Raw genomic sequence first — 21746 nt, forward strand, 5'->3', positions numbered from 1 at the left:
ATTCGCCCTTCCTAAATTTAGGAATACCCTTATATGGAGGAAAAATGTCTTAAAGGACAGGGGGAAGAAGATGAGTCAAGAAATGTTTATGAAGGCAGCGGTAGATCTTGCGCTTGATAATGTTGTAACTAACGGCGGCGGGCCGTTTGGTGCGATTATCGTTAAAAACGGGCAGATCATTGCGGTCGGCCGTAACCAAGTAGTGGCAAATAAGGATCCTTCGGCACATGCTGAGATGCAGGCGATTCGGGCTGCATGCCGGTATTTGAATAGTCATGAATTAAGAGATTGTGAAATATATTCAAGCTGTGAACCATGCCCAATGTGTTTAGGAGCGATCTATTGGGCCAGACTAAAATCAGTTTACTATGCTTGTACAAATAAAGATGCAGCACAAATTGGATTTGACGACCTCTTTATATACAAACAACTTGCCCTGCCAGTAGAAAAACGAAGTATTCCCATGAAACGAATCGTCCCAAGCAATACCTATATGCCATTAAATGCCTGGATACACAAAACGAACAAGATTAATTATTAAAGGTTGCAAAAGGCTCTGACCTTGGTGCGGGATTGCCCCAAGGTAAGGGGCTTTTTTGTTTTTTGCTGTGTTAAAAGGGAATGTTGATTTCCTTTCCAGGCGCTTCGCTTTCCGCGGGGCGGGCGGTGAGCCTCCTCGGCGCTAAAGCGCCTGCGGGGTCTCACCTGTCCCGCTGCTCCCGCAGGAGTCTTGCGCCCTCCACTCCAATCAACATTGTGCTCAAAATCAACAACGTGCTTTAACATTGCCTTTGTTTTTTTAAAAAAATTTCTCAAGGGTAATTGTTTATCATTACCAATTATGATATACTACATTACATCACTAATGCACTATATCAGGGGAGGGGTGAAAAGATTGATTCTTAATCTGGACGGGACGAAGCCGATTTATGTCCAAATTTCAGAGTGGCTGGAGAATGAGATTTTAAATGGAAATGTTGAAAGTGAACAAAAAATTTACTCCCAGTATCAGCTTGCAGAGATTTTTAATATTAACCCGGCAACGGCGGCAAAGGGGCTGAACATTTTGGCGGATGAACAAATTTTAATGAAAAAGCGCGGGCTTGGGATGTTTGTCACGAGCAATGCTAAAGAAATGATTCTGACCAAGCGAAAAAACCAAACGTTGAAGCGGCTTGTACAGGAAATTGTTTTGGAAGCGGGACGGCTTCAGGTAAGCAAAGAGGAATTAATCGACATGATCAAAACGGCTGACATAGGGGAGGAAGAGCAATGACTGTAATCGAGTGTCGTGGACTGACGAAAGTATATGGCGGGGCAAAAGCATTAAACAATCTTAGCTGCAAAATTGAAGAAAATAAAATTACTGGACTCATCGGGCGGAATGGTGCTGGGAAAACAACCTTGCTAAAAATCATTGCCGGTTATTTGAAGGAAACTTCTGGGGAACTGAACGTTTTTTCCGAAAATCCGTTTAACAACCTGCTGGTTTCGGCGAATGTGATTTTTATTCATGACCAAATGAATCTGCCGACTTCCTTAAATCTTAAGGAAATATTGGATACAGCAGCGAGTTTTTATGAAAAATGGGACCATGATTTGGCGAACCGACTCTTAGAGTATTTCTCCCTCAACCCATTGCAGCATCATAACGGATTATCTAAGGGAATGAAAAGCACGTTTAACGCCATTTTAGGATTGGCTGCCCGAGTCCCGCTAACTCTTTTTGATGAACCGACATCCGGGATGGATGCAGCGGTCCGAAAGGATTTTTACCGTGCTTTACTTAAGGACTATCTTGCCCACCCAAGAACCATCATTATTTCGAGTCATCACTTGAATGAAATTGAGGATTTGCTAGAAGACATTCTGCTTATGAAAGATGGGAAAGAACTGCTGCATTTGCCGGTAGCCGACTTGAAAGAATGGGCGATTGGATTGCAGGGAAAGACTTCTGTGATTAACGAATGGACCAGGAACAAAGAGGTTATCTATACAAAAAGCATCGGCCTAGACCAGTCGTATGTTGCCGTAAGGAATGATTTTTCCGAAGTAGAATGGCAAAAAGCCCGTGTCGCCGGACTCGAACTTACGCCGGTTACTTCGAGTGACCTTTGTGTCTATTTAACTAGCAAAACGAAAGGGGGAATTGATGATGTCTTTAACTAGTGTTCGACTGACAGACGTTGTAAAAAAGCAGTATCTTTATAAGATGAAGGCTTACAGCCAGGTTTTCATGTCGCTGATTTTCATTCAATTGTTAGCTGTCCTTTTTTCCATGAATGGTGTCGGGGGGATGGGTTCAAGTGATGGAAATATGCAAATAGAAATCAAATATTTCTCCGCTGTATTGGTGGTGGTCTTTACAATGCTGTGGGGGTTTATTACCGCCATCATCATCACAACGAAGGCGTATCGCAATGATGACTTCGTCTTTGTTACCAATCGAACCAGCAGTAATTTGTCTAATATAGTATTTTTATTAACCGCAAGTATCATTGGCGGAATTACATCGATGTTATCTACGTATTTAATCAAAGTGATTGTTTATTATTTTTTTAGTGACGTATCTCTAAAAAGCACGTCAGTCCTGGCGGCTCCAAACGAGTTTTTCTTAGGCTCGTTCTCTACTTCTCTCTACATCTTCCTATTTTGTGCGCTCGGTTATTTATTTGGAACATTAGTCCAGATTAATAAAGCATTTGCAGTTTTGATACCAGCAGCTTTTTTCGGGGGATTAATTATTGATGGACTTAGAGGAAATGAAGGAGTCATCGCAAAGGGATTTAATTTTTTCTTTATGGAACCATCATTAACAGTGTTTATTATAAAAGTCATTGTTACGGCGGGCCTGCTTATTTCTGGAACCTTTGCGTTATCGAATAGAATGGAGGTCCGGTCATAATGGGGATGCTAACAACTCTTATTGCTTTAATGATAATTATCGGTATTGTGGCTTTTTCGGCAAAAGCGATGAAAAGAACAATCAATCGGAAAGGAAAAATCTCATACAGTCATCGTGTTCTGTGGATCTTCAGCGGATATGTAGCGGTCCTTTTGATTTGTGTTGTGTTGGCAGCTGTTCATCCCGCTAAAATAGTGGAAGGGCTGGAAAAGGTGGATAGCGAGGAATTGGAACGTGAAGGCTTAAACTTATATGAGGCAGTAAAGGAGGGGAAAATCAATCAGGTTGACAATAAATGGATCCGTAAACAATGGCAATTTACTGTAACAGGGGAACAGCTTGCAATCGCTTTTGATAATGATGAATACCAAAATATTTCCATCGTAGTCGAGCGGAAACAGACCAATGATGGCACGCTTGAAGCTGTATTTTATAAAACAAGTTCAAGTGTGGATGGGATGGAAATATCTGATTTAGCAAATCCCCCTGGCTTGACACTAACGGGGGACAGTTTAACAATCAAGAATCCAAAGGCAAGTAACCTGGCCTTCACAGAATTTTCAAGCCCATTTTCGGTCAGTCAGTTTACAGGAGAGGCATCCTTATTCGACCATAATACCGACATTATGCATGGACAAAGTATTCTCTACCTGCGCATCCCGAAAGACCTTGAACTGCATGACCAATCGAATCAAGACATTCAATTTGTTGAGCAGTAAAGAGGAAACAGGTACTCCTGTTTCCTCTTTACATACCTATTAAACCACTAAAAACAGACGGTTTTTAAGCAATAAAGTACGCAGCGATTGATAGAATGACTGATGTAATCAACATCGCAATTAACGGTCTAGCAGCTTTGGTCCGGAGATCGCGCAAGCTTACATTCAAACCAAGGCCGACCATAGCGGTGGTTAAAATAAAGGTTGTTGCGTTTGCAATCCCATCCATGGCCGCCTTTGAAACCGGAATCGATTTGCCAAGAACATAACTTCCAAACAAGCTCATCAATATAAAACCAATCAGAAACCATGGGAATTCAATTTTCGTATCCCCGGCCTTTCCGGCACTTTTTCTTTTTACCCAATACATTAAAATAAAGCATAATGGCACAAGCAGCAGCACCCGGCCTAATTTGGCCAGTAAGGCAATTGCTAACCCATCCGGACCAGCTGGAGCACCGGCTAAAGCAACATGGGCAATTTCGTGAAGACTGATCCCGCTCCAAATTCCATAATCAATCGCTGATAACGGAAGAAACGGGCGCAGGATGGTATACGTAATCGAAAAAACTGTCCCAACTAACGCAATAATTCCTACACCAATAGCAGTATCTTCATCCTTTGCTTTGATGATTGGCGAAACGGCTGCAATCGCCGCTGCCCCGCATACACCTGTACCGACTCCCAGAAGCATAACGAGGGAAGATTCGGCTTTCAGCAATTTTCCCAGCCAAACGGTAAATAATATTGCAAAAGCGATGACACCAACATCCCGTGCAAGCAGTCCCAGTCCTTGATGGAGCACAATATCGATATTAAGTTTTAAACCGTATAAAATAATTGCAAAACGTAAAAAACGTTTCGAGGAAAATTGGATCCCGGCGCGGATTTTTTCCGGATAACCGAGAAATTGCCGATACATAACCGCAATCACAATAGCACAAGCGAGCGGGCCAACACGATCAAAGCCAGGGACTTTTGATAAAACATATCCGATTGCCGCGATCACAACGGTAAACGCGATTCCTGATAACCATAATCCTGCGGAAGGCTTTGGTTCGGGCCTTTTTTGCGGCTGTTCAGCCTGTTCATTCAAAGATAAAGTTCTAGCACTTTGGCTCCCCATTCAAATCACCTCAGTTATTTTTCTATCCTCAGCATACTCCTGTTTTATACATAAGGAAAATAAAGATATATAATAGGGATGATAAGTAAATTTATATAAATGAGAAAAACGCAAGCGCCAATTTAGCGAACTACTAGTCAATGGGCTGCTTGCGCTAGACAATTCTCATAGTCGAATTAATATAAATTCCGATGCTACAAAAAACGTTAAGGAGCAAAACGATGGATCAGCATTTAGCGGTATTTGTAAAGGTTGTTGAAAAGGAGAATTTTTCGAAAGCGGCGGAGGAACTGCATATGACGCAGCCTGCGGTCAGCCAGTATATTAGAACCTTAGAAGAATCCATCGGCACGAGGCTGCTAGAGAGGAGCAATAAATATGTGCGCCTCAATCAGGCCGGGGAGATTGTTTACCATCACGCAAAAGAAATTCTAGCACTTTATACAAAAATGCAGTCACTGGTCGATGACCTGACCAATAAGGCGAGCGGACCGCTTGCGATTGGCGCGAGCTATACATTTGGTGAATATATCCTGCCGCATATTATTGCTAGAATGCAACGGGAATACCCTCAGATCAGTCCGTCCATCAAAATCCAAAATACAAAGGAAATCATTGAGCTGGTGAAAATGCATCAACTAGATATTGGAATCATTGAAGGATTTTTTAAAGAGGATACGTTAAATTCAGAAGTCGTATCTGAAGATAATATGCTTATTGTTGCGCCGCTTGGACATCATTTATTGACTGAGAAATGGGAAAAAAGGATGTCTGATTTAGCGGAAGAAACATGGATTCTACGAGAAGAGGGCTCCGGCACAAGGGAGGCTGCTGAAAATCTGTTTCGGATGTCTGAGTTTACTCCGAAAAAAATCTTGGAATTCGGAAGCACACAGCTGATTAAGGAATCGGTTGAAGCGGGGCTTGGAATCAGCTTATTGTCTCAGTGGGCAATCGAGAAGGAAATAACCAATGGCTATATGGGAAAGATTGATGTCCAGGGACTGCCATTTAAACGGAATTTTTCAATCCTAACGCATACCTCCTATCAGACAAAAGCATTGAAGACATTTATCGGATCATTAAGAGGATACCTAGCTTGATGGGAAATTAAAGCACTGCATATTAGAATATCTACACATTCAATACCAATTGGCTCATTCGCTGTATCCTCATTGTGCAAAGCTGTGAATCATACAATTTATAAAACAATCTCCCTGAAGGATTTGATGTTTTGTCTAGTGACAGCAAGGGGAAGTGTTATATAATTAAGATGACTGAATATTTTTAAAAATGTTATCATAAGATGATTGCGGGAACGGGACGGCTTACGAAAGAAGAGTCGTAACCGTTCCTGACAAACTGAATTTCTGCTTTTCAACTCCATGAGATTTATTAACACACATAGAAACGTTCTTAATCTCATTTTTAAAAGGGAGTGTTTAATCATGCAAAAACAAAAGCTATTGATTAACGGAGAAAGACTGAAGCAGACACTGGAGCAATTTGCCGATTTTGGCCGAACAGAAAACAATGGGGTCACCCGGTTATCATTATCAGAACAGGATTACAAGGTAAGGGATTACTTCCGTTCCTGTTGCGAGGAATTAGGAATGGCGGTCACGGTCGATGATATGGGCTGCATGTATGCCACCCTTGAGGGCAGTGAAAATAAACCTCCAATCCTGATTGGATCCCACCTGGATACGGTAAAAAAAGGCGGCCGCTTTGATGGGGTGCTAGGTGTCGTGACTGGCCTGGAAGTGGTTAGAACGCTAGTGGAAAATAATATCAAGCCGCGGATTCCAATTACGATTGTGAATTTTACTAATGAAGAAGGCGCAAGATTCGAACCTTCGATGATGGCATCAGGTGTTCTCTCAGGGAAATTTGATAAGTCTGTTATGTTGAAAAAGAAAGATGCTGAAGGAATTACCTTTGAGGAAGCCCTTCAAGCAAGCGGGTACGCAGGGGATATTGAAAACCGTCTGAAAGAAGCGACCGCCTTCTTGGAATTACATATTGAACAAGGGCCCATTTTAGAAAATGTTGCGCTTTCTATAGGTGTCGTCGAATGTGTCGTCGGGATGGCGTGCTTTGAGATTGAAGTAACCGGGGAATCGGACCATGCCGGTACAACCCCAATGAACATGCGAAAAGATGCTCTGTTTGCAACTAATAACTTAATCAATGAAATCCGCCAACGCTTAAGTGCGTTAGATGAAGAATTGGTCTTCACTATCGGCCGAGTGAATGTGTATCCGAGTATCCATACTGTCATTCCTAATAAGGTAATCTTTTCGCTAGAGGCGCGGCATAAGGATCCGGAAATCGTCAGCACTTATAAGGATTTTGTTCAAGGTCTGCCACATTTAGGAGTCAATGAGGGCTGTGAGGTTAAAGTGACCAAATTATGGGAGCGGGATACCGTTTGGTTCGAACCGGACATCTGCAATCTGCTTGAAGAATCGGCACAATCGCTGGGCTATTCCAATCGACGGATGGTCAGCGGTGCCGGCCATGATGCGCAATTCATTGCAAGCTTCGTTCCAACGGCAATGCTGTTTGTGCCAAGTATCAATGGAAAAAGCCATTGTGAAGAAGAGCTAACGACGTGGGAAGATTGTGAAAAGGGTGTAAATGTTGTTTTAGATACAGTGCTGACATTGTTGGCAAAATAGGTAAACATGCAAAAAAAGACTCTTTCGCTTAAGGAAGAGTCTTTTTTTTATGACTTTTTTCTACTTTTTTTCGAGATAAGTTTCTCCAAGAATTTCATTCAGTTCGTAATCGTCAGATGAAATCCCTGCCTCAATAAATGAGCTGACCTGATTTTGTTCAAGATCATACAGGACTTCGATTTCTTTTGAGAATAATAGACCTTCTTTTTCAAGGAGGTTTTTAAGTGAAGAAGGTGTCTGTGCTTGTAAAGAGTCAGTTGTTCCTAATATTTGTTCAAGGCCCTTCACGTAGTATTCTAGTGGACGTGAACCTACGATTTTGACGCCTTTGTTTTCTTCGTTTACCATTATGATGGTTGGGAAGCCGCGTACACCAAGGCTCCTGGCTAGGGCAAAGTCTTGATTTAATAGTTCGTGTCCTTTAGGGAGTTCTGCTTCTTTCACAATTGTTTCTCCATCTAACCCCAATTGGTTTACGATGTTAATCAATACCTGTTCATCAGCAATATTTTCATTGAAGGCAAAAACAGCTTCTCTTGCACGCCGTAAAAAAGTTCTCGCCAGCTGCTCATCCTGTTGCTGAACGATTTTATACACACGGGATGGGATGAACGAAGAATGAACGGGATTGTCATGCCATAAGGAACCGTCAATTGGCATTCGCGAGTACTCGCCAACTTCTCTCCAGTGACCTGCAACATCTGCCGGACTGCCAATACCATTGGCTACGTCAGCAAAGCCGTCCCAGCTTTCTAATAATCCCCCCATCACTGTATGCAAATCAAAATATTGTCCATACTGCTCTTCAAACTTGCGCAATACTGGCTCCAGTGCCCAGCAGTGAGAGCAGATTGGGTCCGTTACATAATAAAGTGTGATCTTCTTTTGGGGTTGGTTCAAATCGATTGTCTCAAATGTCTCATCGCCTGCTTCACCGCAAACGCCTGTTTCTAAGTCGCAAACCATTTTGTTGTTCGTCATGTAAGTCTCCTCTTTCCTTTTCTAATTTTTGTATTGCAATGCCCATTTCTGAATCGATTCCAGTGCCGCTGTTAAGGATTGGCCCTTTTCAGTTAATTCATACGAAATAATAACTGGGGATCCAGTGACCACCTTTTTTTCAATTAATCCGTACTCGCCAAGCTCTGTTAGCTTTAATGAAAGGGCTCTTGGCGTAATATCCGGAAGGTCACGTTTCATTTCGGAAAAATGGGCTTTTCCATTGGGACAAAGTGAGAGGTAATGGATGATGAGGCCATTCCACTTTTTGCCTAATATTTCAAATGAGTATTGTAGATAGGGGCAAATTTCCAATATAACAACCTCCCTTATAAACTTAAGTATATATGATATAAAAAATATATCAAGTATAAAAATTATACTTAATTTTCATGGAGTTTTTTCAATTATTTATTGGCACGAATCTTGCATTATAAATAAGTGTGAGGACGATTAACTACACTTATTTTTTCAGGAGGTGCTTTTAAGTGGATAAAATGATTTCAATGGAGGAAGTTTCAACGCTTTTTACAGATGGTATGACGATTATGGCAGGGGGCTTTATGGGGGTTGGTACGCCACAGGAACTGGTATCTGCGATGCTGGAAGCCAATGTGAGGGATATTACCCTGATCGCAAATGACACCGCTTTCATAGAAACTGGTGTCGGGCCGTTAATTGTAAACAGACGAGTTAAAAAAGTAATTGCCTCCCACATCGGGACAAACCCGGAAACAGGCAGACAAATGATTGCTGGTGAATTGGAAGTGGAATTGGTTCCCCAAGGTACATTGGCTGAACGTGTCCGGGCTGGCGGGTCTGGACTTGGCGGAGTATTGACGCCAACGGGTGTTGGAACTGTTGTCGAAGAAGGCAAAGAAAAGATCACTGTCGACGGGCGCGAATACCTGCTTGAAAAACCGCTTCGTGCTGAAGTTGCCCTTCTAAAAGCATATAAAGCAGACAAAGCCGGAAATTTAATCTATCACCGCTCCGCTCGGAACTTTAACCCATTAATGGCTTTGGCAGCAGACACGGTCATTGTTCAAGTAGAGCAAATCGTCGAAATCGGGGATATTGACCCGGATGAGGTCATGACTCCGGGCATCCTCGTCGATAAAATTTTTGTGCAGGGAGGTTATCAATCATGATTAGTACATTAATAAATCCAAAACAAATCATCGCCGCTCGTGTTGCGAAGGAATTAAGGGACGGGGATGTAGTGAACTTAGGGATCGGTTTGCCAACAATGGTGCCGAACTTCCTTCCGGAGGATGTCAATGTTATCCTTCAATCGGAAAACGGCTACATCGGCCTTGGGCCTTTAGAAGGGGAGATTGATCCCGATTTGGTCAATGCGGGTGGACAGCCTTCAAGTATTCTTCCGGGCGGTGCCTTTTTTGATAGTCTATTTTCGTTCGAATTAATCCGCGGCGGGCATGTGGATGTCACTGTTCTGGGCGGATTAGAAGTAGACGCAAACGGCAACCTCGCCAACTGGATGGTTCCTGGAAAAATGGTGCCGGGTATGGGCGGTGCAATGGATTTGGTTACCGGAGCCAAGAAAGTTATTGTCGCGATGGAACATATGGCGAAAAACGGGTCGTCCAAAATCCTTCAACAATGTCGTCTGCCCCTTACAGGAAAAGGCGTTGTCGATATGATCGTAACAGAATTAGCCGTTTTTCGTGTGACAGAAGCAGGATTGGTACTGGAAGAACTCCAAGAAGGTGTCGACCTAGAGACTGTGAAAGAAAAAACAGAGGCATCGTTTACTGTTAATCCAGCATTAGCATAGCTTCACGATAAATGTTCAAGGATCTGAGTAATATTTTTACCCGAAATAAATGGATTCGCTGATAAAACCTCCAGATTCGCTGATAAAAGTATAAAATTCGCTGATAAAAGGCTGGATTCGCTGATAAACTATCAAAATTCGCTGATTAATGTTCAAACTTCGTAAATAAAGGGAATATTTTAAGAAAAAAAGTACCATTTTCATAGATTAGGCCACGAATAAAAGCATAGGAGGCTAAATTTCATGCGTGATGTTGTTATAGTTAGTGCTGTTCGGACAGCGATTGGCAGTTTCATGGGAGCTTTAAGTAATACTCCTGCCGTAGAGTTAGGTGCCCTTGTAATCAAGGAAGCTTTAAACCGTGCGGGAGTAAATGGTGAACAAGTGGATGAAGTGATTATGGGGAACGTGCTTCAGGCTGGTCTTGGTCAAGGACCTGCCCGCCAGGCTGCAATTAGAGCGGGCTTACCCATTGAAGTATCTTCCATGGCAATTAATAAACTTTGCGGCTCGGGACTGAAGGCCATTCATCTTGCTGCTCAGGCGATCCAAACTGGTGAAGCTGAAATTGTTGTAGCCGGAGGTATGGAAAATATGAGTCTAGCACCATACCTTTTGATGAATGGCCGGACAGGGTACCGCATGGGTGATGGAAATATCATCGACAGTATGATCCATGATGGTCTGCAATGTGCGTTGAACTCGTACCATATGGGTGTTACAGCGGAAAACATTGCGGAGCAATATGGCATAAGCCGAGAAGAGCAGGACGAATTTTCTGCGTGGAGCCAGCAAAAGGCTGAACTGGCAATTGAAGAAGGAAAATTCAAGGATGAGGTTGTTCCTGTGGTGATTCCACAGCGGAAGGGTGAACCGATAGTTTTTGATACCGATGAATTTCCACGTGCAGGCGTAACCGTGGAAAAGCTTGCAAAACTAAAGCCTGCTTTTAAAAAAGAAGGGACCGTTACCGCCGGAAATGCTTCTGGTATCAATGATGGTGCTGCCGCCTTAGTCCTTATGAGCAGAGAAAAAGCAATTGAACTAGGCATCAAACCAATGGCCGTCATCCGTGGCAATGGAACAGCAGGAGTGGATCCGAAAATTATGGGCATTGGTCCTGTTCCGGCTACGAAAAAAGCATTGGAGAAAACAGGGCTTTCCATGGATGAGATCGACTTAGTTGAGGCAAACGAAGCCTTTGCTGCGCAGTCAATGGCAGTCGGCCGTGAACTGCAGATTCCAAACGAAAAACTGAATGTAAATGGCGGTGCTATCGCATTAGGCCACCCGATTGGGGCCAGCGGTGCACGCGTGCTTGTCACCTTGCTGCATGAAATGAAACGGAGGGATGACCGATATGGACTTGCTGCCCTTTGTATTGGCGGCGGGCAAGGGATTGCAACGATTGTTGAAATGGAAAAGTAATTGTATGTCGATGCTTGCTTAAATTGTCGAACTGGAAAAATAATTGTAGACAATGCCTGCTTAGATTGTCGAAAAGGGAAAAGTAATTGGATTTCATTCCTAATGTAGCTGGTCAAAACGATTCCGTAAAAGCGGAAAAATTCCGTTTTTGCGGAATCGGATAGAGAGTAATTTCCGGATTTCCGGAATTATCAACTCCACTAGTACGAAATTATTTACCTTTAAAAACTTAGAATGCTTGTTTAATAAAGGGAATATTAATAGTTTTCAAAATATAACCTTTCTGGCATGATACTTGCAAATGTATAAATGTAAGTTCCTTTTGAAAACGCTTACCTTACGAGAGGACTTACATAAAAATTTTATAAGGGGGATTTACATGCAATTAGTTGTTATTCTACTGGCACTTGGGCTGTTAATGTTTGTCGCCTACCGTGGTTTTTCTGTTATCTTATTTGCTCCAATCTGTGCACTTTTAGCTGTCTTACTTATTGAACCAACCCATGTCTTGCCGTTCTTTTCCGGTGTATTCATGGAAAAAATGGTTGGCTTTATTAAATCCTATTTCCCAGTCTTCTTATTAGGAGCTATTTTTGGGAAAGTGGTTGAAATGTCAGGCATCGCCGAATCTATTGCCAAGACGATTGTTCGTCTGCTTGGCGCGAAACGGGCGATGTTGACCATCGTCTTATTGGGCGCGATTTTAACGTATAGCGGCGTAAGTTTATTTGTAGCTGTTTTCGCTATTTATCCATTTGCCGCGCAAATGTTTAGGGAAGCGAATATCCCGAAACGGCTTATTCCCGGTACCATCGCACTTGGGGCCTTTACATTTACGATGGATGCACTTCCTGGTACGCCGCAAATTCAAAACGTTATACCGATTGCTTTCTTTAAAACAGATATTTATGCAGCACCAGTACTGGGGATTATCGGCGCGATATTTGTCCTAGGTCTTGGTTTATTTTACCTAGAGGCGAGAAGGAAAAAGGCCGAAAAAGCCGGGGAAGGGTATTTTGGATTTGGTTCAGAAAATGCCGCTGCATTGGAAAAGACCGTATCGTATGAAAAGAGTGAGCCTGTTCCGGATTTAACTTCAAGTCAAACTGTATTAAAACAGATATTGGCTTTTGTGCCTTTGATTCTCGTAGGGGTTACAAATAAGCTGTTCATTACCTACATACCAAAATGGTATCCGAACGGCTTTGATTTTTCCGCCATTGGTTTAAAAGCATATACAGTGGATGTGCCAGCTGTTGCAGCCATCTGGGCAATTGAAATGGCGCTTGCGGTCGGAATTATCACGTCCCTGGCCTATGATTGGAAACGGGTAACCCATAACTTTAAAGAAGGATTAAATTTAAGTATTGCCGGAGCACTGCTTGCCACTATGAATACAGGGGCAGAATATGGTTTTGGCGGCGTTATTTCGTCTCTTCCGGGATTTGCAAAAATCAGTGATGGCATCTCTAGCACCTTTACAAATCCACTTGTCAACGGTGCCGTTACTACGAGTTCACTAGCCGGTATTACAGGATCTGCTTCTGGAGGAATGGGGATTGCCTTAGGTGCGATGGCTGATAAATACAATCAGGCGATTGCTGCGGCGAATATTCCACCTGAAGTAATGCACCGTGTCGTCGCGATGGCATCAGGCGGGATGGATACGCTGCCGCACAATGGAGCTGTTATTACCTTGCTAGCCGTTACAGGATTAACACACAAACAATCGTACCGTGATATTTTCGCTGTAACGATCATTAAAACATTAGCCGTTTTCTTCATTATTGCTCTGTACACCATGTTTGGGATTATTTAATAACCGCAAGATTAAATGTTAGTCGCTAAAGGAGAATATCACATGAACAAGTCATTAGAAGGAAAAGTAGCATTTATTACCGGGTCTGCAAGTGGGATTGGCTTAGAAATTGCAAAAACCTTTGCACAGGAAGGCGCGAAAGTGGTTATTTCAGATTTAAATGCTGAAAAAAGCGAACAAGTGGCAGCGGAATTAACCGCGCAAGGGTTTGAAGCACTGTCGGCTCCCTGTGATGTGACGAATGAGGAAGCCTACAAGGATAGTCTTGAGTTAGCTTATAAAACATTCGGAAGACTAGATATTTTAGTCAACAATGCAGGACTGCAGTATGTTTCGCCAATTGAGGAATTTCCTACCGAAAAATTTGAATTACTAGTAAAAATCATGTTAACAGCACCTTTTATCGGGATTAAAAATGTTTTTCCAATTATGAAGGAACAAGGCTTCGGAAGAGTAATTAATATGGCTTCGATTAATGGAGTGATCGGGTTTGCTGGAAAGGCTGCCTACAATAGTGCCAAACACGGAGTCATCGGTTTGACAAAGGTTGCTGCATTAGAAGGTGCGGCCCACGGAATCACGGTAAATGCCTTATGTCCAGGTTACGTGGATACCCCACTTGTACAAAACCAGCTGAAAGACTTGGCAAGAACAAGAAATGTCAGCCTAGATCGTGTGGTTGAAGAGGTGCTATTCCCGCTCGTACCGCAAAGAAGGCTTTTATCGGTAACAGAAATCGCTGACTATGCCGTCTTTTTAGCAAGTGATAAAGCAAGAGGAGTCACAGGTCAAGCCGTTATTTTAGATGGCGGCTACACAGTTCAATAATTGCATTCTGAGAATCCAGATTAATATAGCTGCACCTTTTTGAAAATTAAGAGAATCCTATTCGATTGCTGGAATAGGATTCTTTTATTCTGTAAAATGCAGGCAGCAGCCAATCCTTTTTTTGGTATAATTAACTTACTAGACGTGAAAAGGGTGAGAAAAGATGAACCTAGGAATGGAAGCAATCCCTTATAATTGGCACGAGCAAATCATTAATCTTTTAGCTGAACGAATCGTTGTAGTCGATCGTGACGGTATTATTCTCTATATAAATGAAGCTTATTGTGAGTTTTTGGGGACGACTGTTGAGAAGGCCATCAACCGCCCCGTCCAAGATGTGATTGAAAATACACGTATGCATATCGTCGTCAAAACTGGCCAAAAAGAGCTGGCAGCCGTTCATCCGATAAACGGGAGTGAAATGGTTGCGAACCGCTTTCCGCTTATCGTAGATGGTGAAATAGTGGGAGCCTTAGGAACGGTCATGTTTCGCAATCCTGAGGAATGGCGAATGTATAAAACAAAGATTCAGAATCTAGCAGAAGAACTAAACTATTATAAAACAAAAGTGGAAAAAGATTTGAAAAGTAAGTACCATTTTAATAATTTAATTGGAAACAGCACGACATTTCTTGCCACCAAAAAGCTGGCTGAACGAATTTCTGCCAATAATTCCTCTGTTTTATTGATAGGTGAATCAGGCACTGGCAAGGAATTGTTTGCCCATGCCATCCACAACAACAGCATGCGCGCATCATTGCCATTTGTTGCGATCAACTGTGCATCAATTCCTGAGGATTTACTAGAATCAGAACTGTTTGGATATGAGGATGGGGCTTTTACAGGCGCAAAAAAAGGCGGAAAGAAAGGACAGTTCCAAGTTGCCAATAATGGAACTATTTTTCTTGATGAAATCGGCGACATGCCGCTTGCCATGCAAAGTAAACTATTAAGGGTGTTGCAGGAAAAAGAAATACAACGTATTGGCGGACAAAAATCGATTGATGTTGACGTAAGAATCATTGCCGCAACCCATCGCGATTTAGAAAAGATGGTGGAGGAAGGGAAGTTCCGCCAGGATTTATACTACCGATTAAATGTTATCAAAATCGAAATTCCGCCCCTGAGGAAACGAATAGAGGATATTCCGTTAATTTCCCTGAGTTTGTTGAAAAAACTAGAAGGTAAGTTTTACCGTAAAGGAATAGAGCTTTCTTCGGATGTTATAAAAAGACTCATGCAGCATACATGGCCTGGGAATATTCGCGAACTTGAGAATGTGTTGGAGCGGGCCATCAATGTATTAGATGGAAGAATTATTGACTTGGCCCACCTGCCATTATATTTACGAGATCAAGAATTGGAGAATAACTACGTAAATGAAACGAATACATATACTAAACCTTCTACGATTAAGCCTCAATTGCCGGTTCCTACATTGAAGGAAGCGCTGGCCAAAGTTGAAAAGGAAGCCTTTTTAAAGGCACTGGATGTCACGAATGGAAATAAGCAGGAAGCGGCTAAACTGCTAGAAATAGGTAAAACTAGTTTCTATGAGAAATGCAAACTGTATGGGATTAACTAGTAAAGACTGCAGCTAAACGCAACGGTTAATATAGCACAAATGATGGTAAACGCCGGAGTGCGTTTTGCTATCCTGCCTTGAACCTATATTACTAATTAAAAGTTTATGACCTATGGAAATTATACTATTTTTTGTATATGATGAGAGGGAATATTATGAAAATAACTATGCCATGGGTGGGATTCCATTGATTCTTTTAGACTATATTATGAATCTCTCTATTTTTTCGCTAATGGTTAGTACGCCACTAGTTATTCGCTCGTTTATTAAACTTAAACCGTTCAAGCGGGTCCAGCTTTGGGGCGGTATATATGGGGGAATTGTCTCCTGTTTCCTCGTTATGTTATCTTTCCAGCAGCAAGGCTATACCTATGACATCCGATATGCCATTGTCATTCTGATATTTGCTTATTTTGGCCCAATGGCAGGCCTCATTACCGGAGGCATTGCATTATCCGCACGATTGTTTGCCAGCGGTCATTGGATGCCAGCTATTATTGGCTGGTCCATCATCATGATTGGTTTTTCAATCATTCATTTGTTCACAAAACGTCTCACCCCAGTAAAAAAATGTTTCTATTTATATGGAGCTTACATCGTTATCTACCTAATCACAGTACCACTTGCTTTCAATGTTTTTCGAGACAAGCCACTCTTTCATCTTCAATACGTGCTGTTTGTAATGTTTGGGGTAATGCTAGGGGGATTACTAATTGAATCCTACTTAAAGCTGCATCGAATCATTACTGAAAAAGACCGCATGGAGGTATCCTTGGCCGAAAGTGAGGCAAAATACCGGCTGATTGCTGAGAACACCTCCGACTTGATAAAGATAATGGGTAAAGATCAGTTGATTAGTTACTTTTCACCATCCCATGAGCAGGTTTTGGGCTACCAAAACAATGAGCTAGAAAAGGTGGAATTATGTAAATACATTCATCCGGACGATATCTTTATATTTCAAAATACGATTAAGGCTCTTTTTGAAAAAAAAGAATCGCTATCGATGGAATTCCGTTTCAAGCATAAGGATGGACGGTGGATTGAATTTGAATCCCGCTGTATGCCAGTCCGGGGAGAGCAGAATTCCGTCGAGTATATTGTAATGATTAGCCGGGATATCTCTGAACGGAAAAAGGCAGAGGGATTTCTGTTGCAATCTGAAAAGCTGTCGATTGTCGGGGAGTTAGCGGCAGGGGTTGCCCATGAAATTCGGAATCCGCTGACGACGATCAAAGGTTTCGTTCAGCTTTATAAAGCGGAAAACAGTTCGATCGTTTATAACGACTTGCTCCTAAGTGAACTAGAACGGATTGAAACGATCACAAGCGAGTTGCTTTCGTTGGGAAAGCCTCAGGCGGTCCAGCTTAACCGGGCGAATTTACGGGAATTAATCGAGAAAACGCTCGAATTACTTTCTCCAGAGGCCTTGATGAAGGATATTCAATTTATCCAAAAGTTCGAGGAAGCTGCTTTTTTTATTACTTGTGAGAAGAATCAATTAAAACAAGTATTCCTTAATGTCCTAAAAAATGCGATGGAAGCCATGCCCGATGGGGGAGAAATTACGATTGAGCTGCGAAAAGGTGCGGAGGGCAACTGTGTAATCTCTTTTCAAGACCAAGGCTGCGGCATCCCGGAAGAACTGCTGCCACGCTTGGGAGAGCCTTTTTACACCTTGAAGGAAAAGGGAACAGGCCTTGGTTTAATGATCTGCAAAAAAATAATAAAACAGCACCATGGCAGCATCACCTACCAAAGCAAAGAAAAAGAAGGAACACTAGTCGAAATAAAACTTCCGATGGTGAAATAGGTAGAATGCAACAAAAAAAGCGATCATCCACGGGTCGTTCTTTTTTATGAATTTTAGTAAAAAATTTAGTAAAATAATTGAATGATTTTACTAAAGAGAGTAAAATAAAGTGTAAGATTGGTATTTATTAGAAGGATTGTTCACTAATAGAAAGTTGGAGGAAAGATTATGAATATCACAACTCTTAATAAAACATTTTTGGACTTGTATCAGGCATTGCCGAGACAGGCATTTTTTGCCCCTGGGAGGATAAATCTAATTGGTGAGCATACTGATTATAACGGCGGTCATGTTTTTCCCTGTGCGATAACCTACGGGACCTATGCTGTTGCGAGGAAGCGTGAGGATAAACTTATCCGCTTGTACTCCGTTAATTTTCCTGACCAAGGAATCATTGAATTTAACATTAGTCAGCTGGATTATAATAAAGAAGACAATTGGGCTAATTATCCAAAGGGAATGATCCGCTATATCCTAGAGGCGGGATACGAGATTCCGTCTGGATTTGAGTGTGCAATCTACGGGAATATTCCTAATGGTGCCGGGCTTTCCTCATCCGCATCAATTGAATTAGTAACGGGAGTCCTCGTTGCTGGCTTGTTTGGGATAGAGATTCCACGAGTTGAGTTGATCAAGCTTGGAAAGAAGGTCGAGAATGAATTTATCGGCGTCAACAGCGGCATTATGGATCAATTTGCAGTTGGGATGGGAATGAAGGATGCCGGAATTTTACTGGATTGCCAGACACTTAAATATGAGTATGCGCCGATCCAGCTTGAAAATCACAAAATCATCATTATGAATACGAACAAACGCCGCGAGCTGGCTGATTCTAAATACAATGAGCGCAGAAGTGAGTGTGAGGCGGCCCTTGCACAGCTTCAGCGAAAGCTTCCTATTGAAGCACTGGGACAGCTTTCGGAAGAAGAATTTGCTCAATTTCAATCGTTGATTACAAATGAAACCGTACGCAAACGGGCGAAGCATGCGGTTTATGAAAATGCGAGGACGCTCCAGGCATTAGAGAAGCTGAAAGCGGGAAATTTAGCAGCGTTTGGACAGTTGATGAACCAATCGCATATTTCTTTACGTGACGATTATGAAGTGACCGGTTTAGAACTTGATAGTTTGGTAGAAGCTGCTTGGAACCAGCCGGGTGTCATTGGAGCGCGGATGACAGGTGCCGGATTTGGCGGCTGTGCCATCGCGATTGTTGAAAATGATGCGGTCGATAGCTTCATTGCTAATGTGGGTGCGGCCTATCTTGCTAAAATTGGCTACGAGGCAGCTTTTTACGTTGCCAGCATTGGCGACGGTGCAAAGGAAATTGAAATCGAGGAGACGGTATAAATGAGTGAACTCGTTGTAAACGGTGCAGGTGAAGCGAAAAATGATTAATCAATTAGTCCAGCAATTAGTTCATCAAGCGCTTGCTGCAGGATTAATCGAACGGGAAGATGAAATCTATGCTCGCAATCAGCTTTTATCACTGCTTCATTTAGCTGATTTTAACGAAATGGAAATGAGTGAGAAAATTGATATTCCTGATTTACTCGAGCAGATGGTTGAGTATGCCTGCTCGCAAGGGATAATTGAAAATCTTTTTGATGAAAAAGAAGTCTTTTCTAGCAAACTAATCAACTGCTTTATCGCGCGCCCGTCCACTGTTAATCAGCTTTTTTTTGAAAAATATCAACAGGATCCGCAAGCGGCGACGAATTATTTTTATCAATTAAGTAAAAATAGCAATTACATTCAGATGAAGCAGATTAAAAAGAATATCGAGTATAAGGCTGAGACAGAGTACGGTGCAATCGACATCACGATTAATTTATCGAAGCCGGAAAAGGATCCGGTCAGTATTGCGCGCGAACGGGCGGCAGAAAAAACCAATTATCCGAAATGCCTGCTGTGTATTGAGAATGAAGGGTATGCCGGGAGAATCGGGCACCCGGCCCGATCAAATCACCGGATGATTCGGTTAAATCTCTTGGAAGAGAAATGGTATCTGCAATTTTCACCTTATGTGTATTACAACGAGCATTGTATTGTTTTGTCTGAAAGGCATACCGATATGAAAATCAGCCCGGTGACTTTTGCGCGACTTTTAACGTTTGTCGAGCAATTTCCTCATTATTTCCTTGGTTCCAATGCCGATATTCCGATTGTCGGCGGTTCGATTCTTTCGCATGAACATTATCAAGGCGGCAACTATGAATTTGCGATGGCGAAGGCAAATTCGGACTGGGAGTTTGCGATGGGGGGGTTCCCGAATATCGAGTGCTCTATTGTCAAATGGCCAATGTCGGTTATTCGTCTGCGTTCAGAACGAAAAGACTCGTTAGTGGAAGCAGGGGCTCATATTTTAGCAAAATGGAAAAATTACAGTGATGAAGCGGTCGGAGTTTTGGCGTGGACTAAAGGGACTCCGCACAATACGATAACCCCGATTGCCCGCAAAAAAGGAGATTATTTCGAATTAGACTTAGTATTGCGCAACAACCGGACCAGTGAGGAGCATCCACTGGGAATTTTCCATCCACATGCCGATGTGCATCATATAAAGAAGGAAAACATTGGTTTAATTGAAGTTATGGGATTGGCTGTACTGCCAGCACGTTTAAAGGAAGAACTAGAGGAAGTCGGGAATTTCATCCTCGGTAAAACTACTGAAGTGGCTGATTATCATGTAAGCTGGGCGGAAGAGTTAAAAACCCGCTACCATGCGGTTGCCAGTGAATCGAATATAGAGGGTCTGGTACGGGAGGAAGTTGGGAAGAAGTTCTTGAGGGTATTAGAGGATGCCGGAGTGTTTAAACGGGATCGAGCGGGAGCGGCCGGATTCCGGCGGTTTATCGAATCATTATAGTGGAGGATTTTTTGGCAGGGGCTTGATGTTTGTAGATTCTCGTTTGGAATTTGTTGAATTGCACCTCCTGTAGAAAGAAAATTTATGACCCAAAGAAATAAAGGAGTGAATATTGATGAAAATACTAGAAAGATTATTCGGCACGTATGAGGCTGAGTCCGTTATTGAGTATACTCTTGCCAACGATTCAGGTATGACAGTTTCATGTCTGAATTACGGCTGTGTGATTTCCAAAATCGTCGCCCCTGACCGTGACGGGAACTTTGAAAATGTTGTGCTCGGTTTCGAAGACTTTAATGATTACCTCCAATGGTCCCCGTACTTTGGAGCTGTTGTCGGTCGTGTGGCGGGGAGAATAAACGGTGCTAAATTTACGTTGGATGGAAAAGAATACAGGCTGGCGGCTAATGAGGCTCCTAATCACTTACATGGCGGGAACAAGGGCTTTAGTTCAGTGATTTGGAGAACGGAAAAATTAGTGACAAACGATGCTGTGGGTGTGAAGTTTTTTTACGTTAGCCCTGATGGTGAAGAAGGCTATCCGGGTAATTTGACAACAAGTGTCACCTATCTGCTAACTAATGAAAATGAACTATGCGTGACCTTTGAAGGCAGAACCGATCAAAAAACATTGCTGAACATGACGAATCACTCGTATTTTAATTTAAGCGGTGATTTGAAACGAGATTGTTTGGAGCACAAGCTTCAACTGGAAAGCGATCGCTTTTTGGAGCTGGGGCCTGATTTGATTCCAACAGGTAAAATGATGGACGCATCAGGCACCCCATTTGATTTTTATCAGGAGCGAAGCTTAAGGGACGGGAAGAATTCAACGCATCCACAAAATGTGCTGGCCGGAAATGGCTATGATCACCCGCTTGTTTTTGCAAAAAAAGGGGAAAACACGATCGTTTTACGTGATAAGGAAAGCGGTAGGGGGCTGGCGGTTACCACGAATCAGCCATGTGTGGTCCTATATACCTCGAATCAATTAATGGGCCCCTTCTCTATTTCAGGTGTTCCGGCAAGAAATTATTTAGGTGTTTGCTTGGAAACACAAGGCCTGCCTGACGCGATTCATCATCCGGAATTTCCAACTGTCATTTTAAACCCAGAGGAATTATACTATTCAACAACAACGTACCAGTTTTTCATTGAAAAATTAGGAGAATAGAA

Annotated in this window: 20 protein-coding genes; 17 read left to right on the forward strand and 3 right to left on the reverse strand. The window is 42.4% G+C overall.

The annotated features are described in order from the left end of the window. Positions 1-70: 70 nt before the first annotated feature. From AA980_RS07115 to AA980_RS07140, 5 genes are all read left to right on the forward strand, one after another. A complete protein-coding gene (locus AA980_RS07115) occupies positions 71-541 on the forward strand; it encodes a nucleoside deaminase (RefSeq protein ID WP_024031064.1) in 471 nt (156 codons plus the stop codon). A gap of 354 nt (positions 542-895) precedes the next feature. Next, positions 896-1276 (forward strand): GntR family transcriptional regulator, encoded by a 381-nt coding sequence (locus AA980_RS07125; RefSeq protein ID WP_024028532.1) that lies wholly within the window; start codon positions 896-898, stop codon positions 1274-1276. Next, on the forward strand, positions 1273-2169 hold the full coding sequence (locus tag AA980_RS07130) for an ABC transporter ATP-binding protein (protein ID WP_024028531.1): 897 nt from the start codon (positions 1273-1275) through the stop codon (positions 2167-2169). The genes AA980_RS07125 and AA980_RS07130 overlap by 4 nt, the downstream gene beginning before the upstream one ends. Further along, positions 2153-2905: a hypothetical protein gene (locus AA980_RS07135; protein WP_156351182.1), complete on the forward strand. Its 753-nt coding sequence runs from the start codon at positions 2153-2155 to the stop codon at positions 2903-2905. The genes AA980_RS07130 and AA980_RS07135 overlap by 17 nt, the downstream gene beginning before the upstream one ends. Continuing rightward, positions 2905-3624 (forward strand): hypothetical protein, encoded by a 720-nt coding sequence (locus tag AA980_RS07140; RefSeq protein WP_024028529.1) that lies wholly within the window; start codon positions 2905-2907, stop codon positions 3622-3624. The genes AA980_RS07135 and AA980_RS07140 overlap by 1 nt, the downstream gene beginning before the upstream one ends. Positions 3625-3688: 64 nt before the next feature. Here AA980_RS07140 and AA980_RS07145 read toward each other — a convergent pair whose 3' ends face one another. Further along, positions 3689-4750 carry a YeiH family protein gene (locus AA980_RS07145; RefSeq protein ID WP_024028528.1) on the reverse strand — a complete coding sequence of 354 codons (1062 nt, stop codon included), beginning with the start codon at positions 4748-4750 and terminating at the stop codon, positions 3689-3691. A gap of 221 nt (positions 4751-4971) precedes the next feature. Here AA980_RS07145 and AA980_RS07150 point away from each other — a divergent pair, with 221 nt between their 5' ends. Beyond that, positions 4972-5853, forward strand: a complete 882-nt coding sequence (locus AA980_RS07150) for a LysR family transcriptional regulator (protein WP_024028527.1) — start codon at positions 4972-4974, stop codon at positions 5851-5853. Positions 5854-6198: 345 nt separating this feature from the next. Then, complete coding sequence (locus tag AA980_RS07155) at positions 6199-7431, forward strand: Zn-dependent hydrolase (protein ID WP_024028526.1); 1233 nt, start codon at positions 6199-6201, stop codon at positions 7429-7431. Between the two features lie 60 nt (positions 7432-7491). Here AA980_RS07155 and AA980_RS07160 read toward each other — a convergent pair whose 3' ends face one another. Next, complete coding sequence (locus tag AA980_RS07160) at positions 7492-8412, reverse strand: DsbA family oxidoreductase (RefSeq protein WP_024028525.1); 921 nt, start codon at positions 8410-8412, stop codon at positions 7492-7494. A 21-nt stretch (positions 8413-8433) separates the two neighbouring features. Continuing rightward, positions 8434-8745: a winged helix-turn-helix transcriptional regulator gene (locus AA980_RS07165; protein WP_024028524.1), complete on the reverse strand. Its 312-nt coding sequence runs from the start codon at positions 8743-8745 to the stop codon at positions 8434-8436. Positions 8746-8927: 182 nt separating this feature from the next. Here AA980_RS07165 and atoD point away from each other — a divergent pair, with 182 nt between their 5' ends. The 10 genes from atoD (at position 8928) to AA980_RS07215 (ending at position 21744) form a co-directional block, all read left to right on the forward strand. After that, complete coding sequence (gene atoD / locus AA980_RS07170) at positions 8928-9581, forward strand: acetate CoA-transferase subunit alpha (protein WP_034724051.1); 654 nt, start codon at positions 8928-8930, stop codon at positions 9579-9581. Next, a complete protein-coding gene (locus AA980_RS07175; protein WP_024028522.1) occupies positions 9578-10228 on the forward strand; it encodes a 3-oxoacid CoA-transferase subunit B in 651 nt (216 codons plus the stop codon). The genes atoD and AA980_RS07175 overlap by 4 nt, the downstream gene beginning before the upstream one ends. A gap of 243 nt (positions 10229-10471) precedes the next feature. After that, positions 10472-11656: an acetyl-CoA C-acetyltransferase gene (locus AA980_RS07180; protein WP_024028521.1), complete on the forward strand. Its 1185-nt coding sequence runs from the start codon at positions 10472-10474 to the stop codon at positions 11654-11656. Between the two features lie 379 nt (positions 11657-12035). Continuing rightward, a complete protein-coding gene (locus AA980_RS07185; protein ID WP_024028520.1) occupies positions 12036-13475 on the forward strand; it encodes a GntP family permease in 1440 nt (479 codons plus the stop codon). Positions 13476-13517: 42 nt separating this feature from the next. Beyond that, positions 13518-14303, forward strand: a complete 786-nt coding sequence (locus tag AA980_RS07190) for a 3-hydroxybutyrate dehydrogenase (RefSeq protein WP_024028519.1) — start codon at positions 13518-13520, stop codon at positions 14301-14303. A gap of 163 nt (positions 14304-14466) precedes the next feature. After that, the gene (locus AA980_RS07195) at positions 14467-15888 is read left to right on the forward strand and encodes a sigma-54 interaction domain-containing protein (protein ID WP_024028518.1); all 1422 of its coding nucleotides are present in this window, start codon (positions 14467-14469) and stop codon (positions 15886-15888) included. 187 nt (positions 15889-16075) lie between these two features. Then, positions 16076-17701: an ATP-binding protein gene (locus tag AA980_RS07200; RefSeq protein ID WP_034724047.1), complete on the forward strand. Its 1626-nt coding sequence runs from the start codon at positions 16076-16078 to the stop codon at positions 17699-17701. A gap of 168 nt (positions 17702-17869) precedes the next feature. Beyond that, the gene (locus tag AA980_RS07205; protein WP_024028516.1) at positions 17870-19051 is read left to right on the forward strand and encodes a galactokinase; all 1182 of its coding nucleotides are present in this window, start codon (positions 17870-17872) and stop codon (positions 19049-19051) included. Between the two features lie 40 nt (positions 19052-19091). Then, positions 19092-20570 (forward strand): UDP-glucose--hexose-1-phosphate uridylyltransferase, encoded by a 1479-nt coding sequence (gene galT, locus AA980_RS07210; protein ID WP_024028515.1) that lies wholly within the window; start codon positions 19092-19094, stop codon positions 20568-20570. A 115-nt stretch (positions 20571-20685) separates the two neighbouring features. Next, on the forward strand, positions 20686-21744 hold the full coding sequence (locus AA980_RS07215; protein ID WP_024028514.1) for an aldose epimerase family protein: 1059 nt from the start codon (positions 20686-20688) through the stop codon (positions 21742-21744). Positions 21745-21746: the final 2 nt, after the last annotated feature.

This window comes from Neobacillus vireti (assembly GCF_001026695.1).
GTDB classification, from domain to species: domain Bacteria; phylum Bacillota; class Bacilli; order Bacillales; family Cytobacillaceae; genus Neobacillus; species Neobacillus vireti.

Bases quoted from the DNA above. Each gene is read 5' to 3' on its own strand.
- AA980_RS07180 (WP_024028521.1), top strand. From the start codon at position 10,472: ATGCGTGATGTTGTTATAGTTAGTGCTGTTCGGACAGCGATTGGCAGT.
- AA980_RS07140 (WP_024028529.1), top strand. From the start codon at position 2,905: ATGGGGATGCTAACAACTCTTATTGCTTTAATGATAATTATCGGTATT.
- AA980_RS07185 (WP_024028520.1), top strand. From the start codon at position 12,036: ATGCAATTAGTTGTTATTCTACTGGCACTTGGGCTGTTAATGTTTGTC.
- AA980_RS07150 (WP_024028527.1), top strand. From the start codon at position 4,972: ATGGATCAGCATTTAGCGGTATTTGTAAAGGTTGTTGAAAAGGAGAAT.
- AA980_RS07175 (WP_024028522.1), top strand. From the start codon at position 9,578: ATGATTAGTACATTAATAAATCCAAAACAAATCATCGCCGCTCGTGTT.
- galT (WP_024028515.1), top strand. From the start codon at position 19,092: ATGATTAATCAATTAGTCCAGCAATTAGTTCATCAAGCGCTTGCTGCA.
- AA980_RS07215 (WP_024028514.1), top strand. From the start codon at position 20,686: ATGAAAATACTAGAAAGATTATTCGGCACGTATGAGGCTGAGTCCGTT.
- AA980_RS07160 (WP_024028525.1), bottom strand. From the start codon at position 8,412: ATGACGAACAACAAAATGGTTTGCGACTTAGAAACAGGCGTTTGCGGT.
- AA980_RS07145 (WP_024028528.1), bottom strand. From the start codon at position 4,750: ATGGGGAGCCAAAGTGCTAGAACTTTATCTTTGAATGAACAGGCTGAA.
- AA980_RS07135 (WP_156351182.1), top strand. From the start codon at position 2,153: ATGATGTCTTTAACTAGTGTTCGACTGACAGACGTTGTAAAAAAGCAG.
- AA980_RS07155 (WP_024028526.1), top strand. From the start codon at position 6,199: ATGCAAAAACAAAAGCTATTGATTAACGGAGAAAGACTGAAGCAGACA.
- atoD (WP_034724051.1), top strand. From the start codon at position 8,928: ATGATTTCAATGGAGGAAGTTTCAACGCTTTTTACAGATGGTATGACG.
- AA980_RS07130 (WP_024028531.1), top strand. From the start codon at position 1,273: ATGACTGTAATCGAGTGTCGTGGACTGACGAAAGTATATGGCGGGGCA.
- AA980_RS07205 (WP_024028516.1), top strand. From the start codon at position 17,870: ATGAATATCACAACTCTTAATAAAACATTTTTGGACTTGTATCAGGCA.
- AA980_RS07190 (WP_024028519.1), top strand. From the start codon at position 13,518: ATGAACAAGTCATTAGAAGGAAAAGTAGCATTTATTACCGGGTCTGCA.
- AA980_RS07115 (WP_024031064.1), top strand. From the start codon at position 71: ATGAGTCAAGAAATGTTTATGAAGGCAGCGGTAGATCTTGCGCTTGAT.
- AA980_RS07195 (WP_024028518.1), top strand. From the start codon at position 14,467: ATGAACCTAGGAATGGAAGCAATCCCTTATAATTGGCACGAGCAAATC.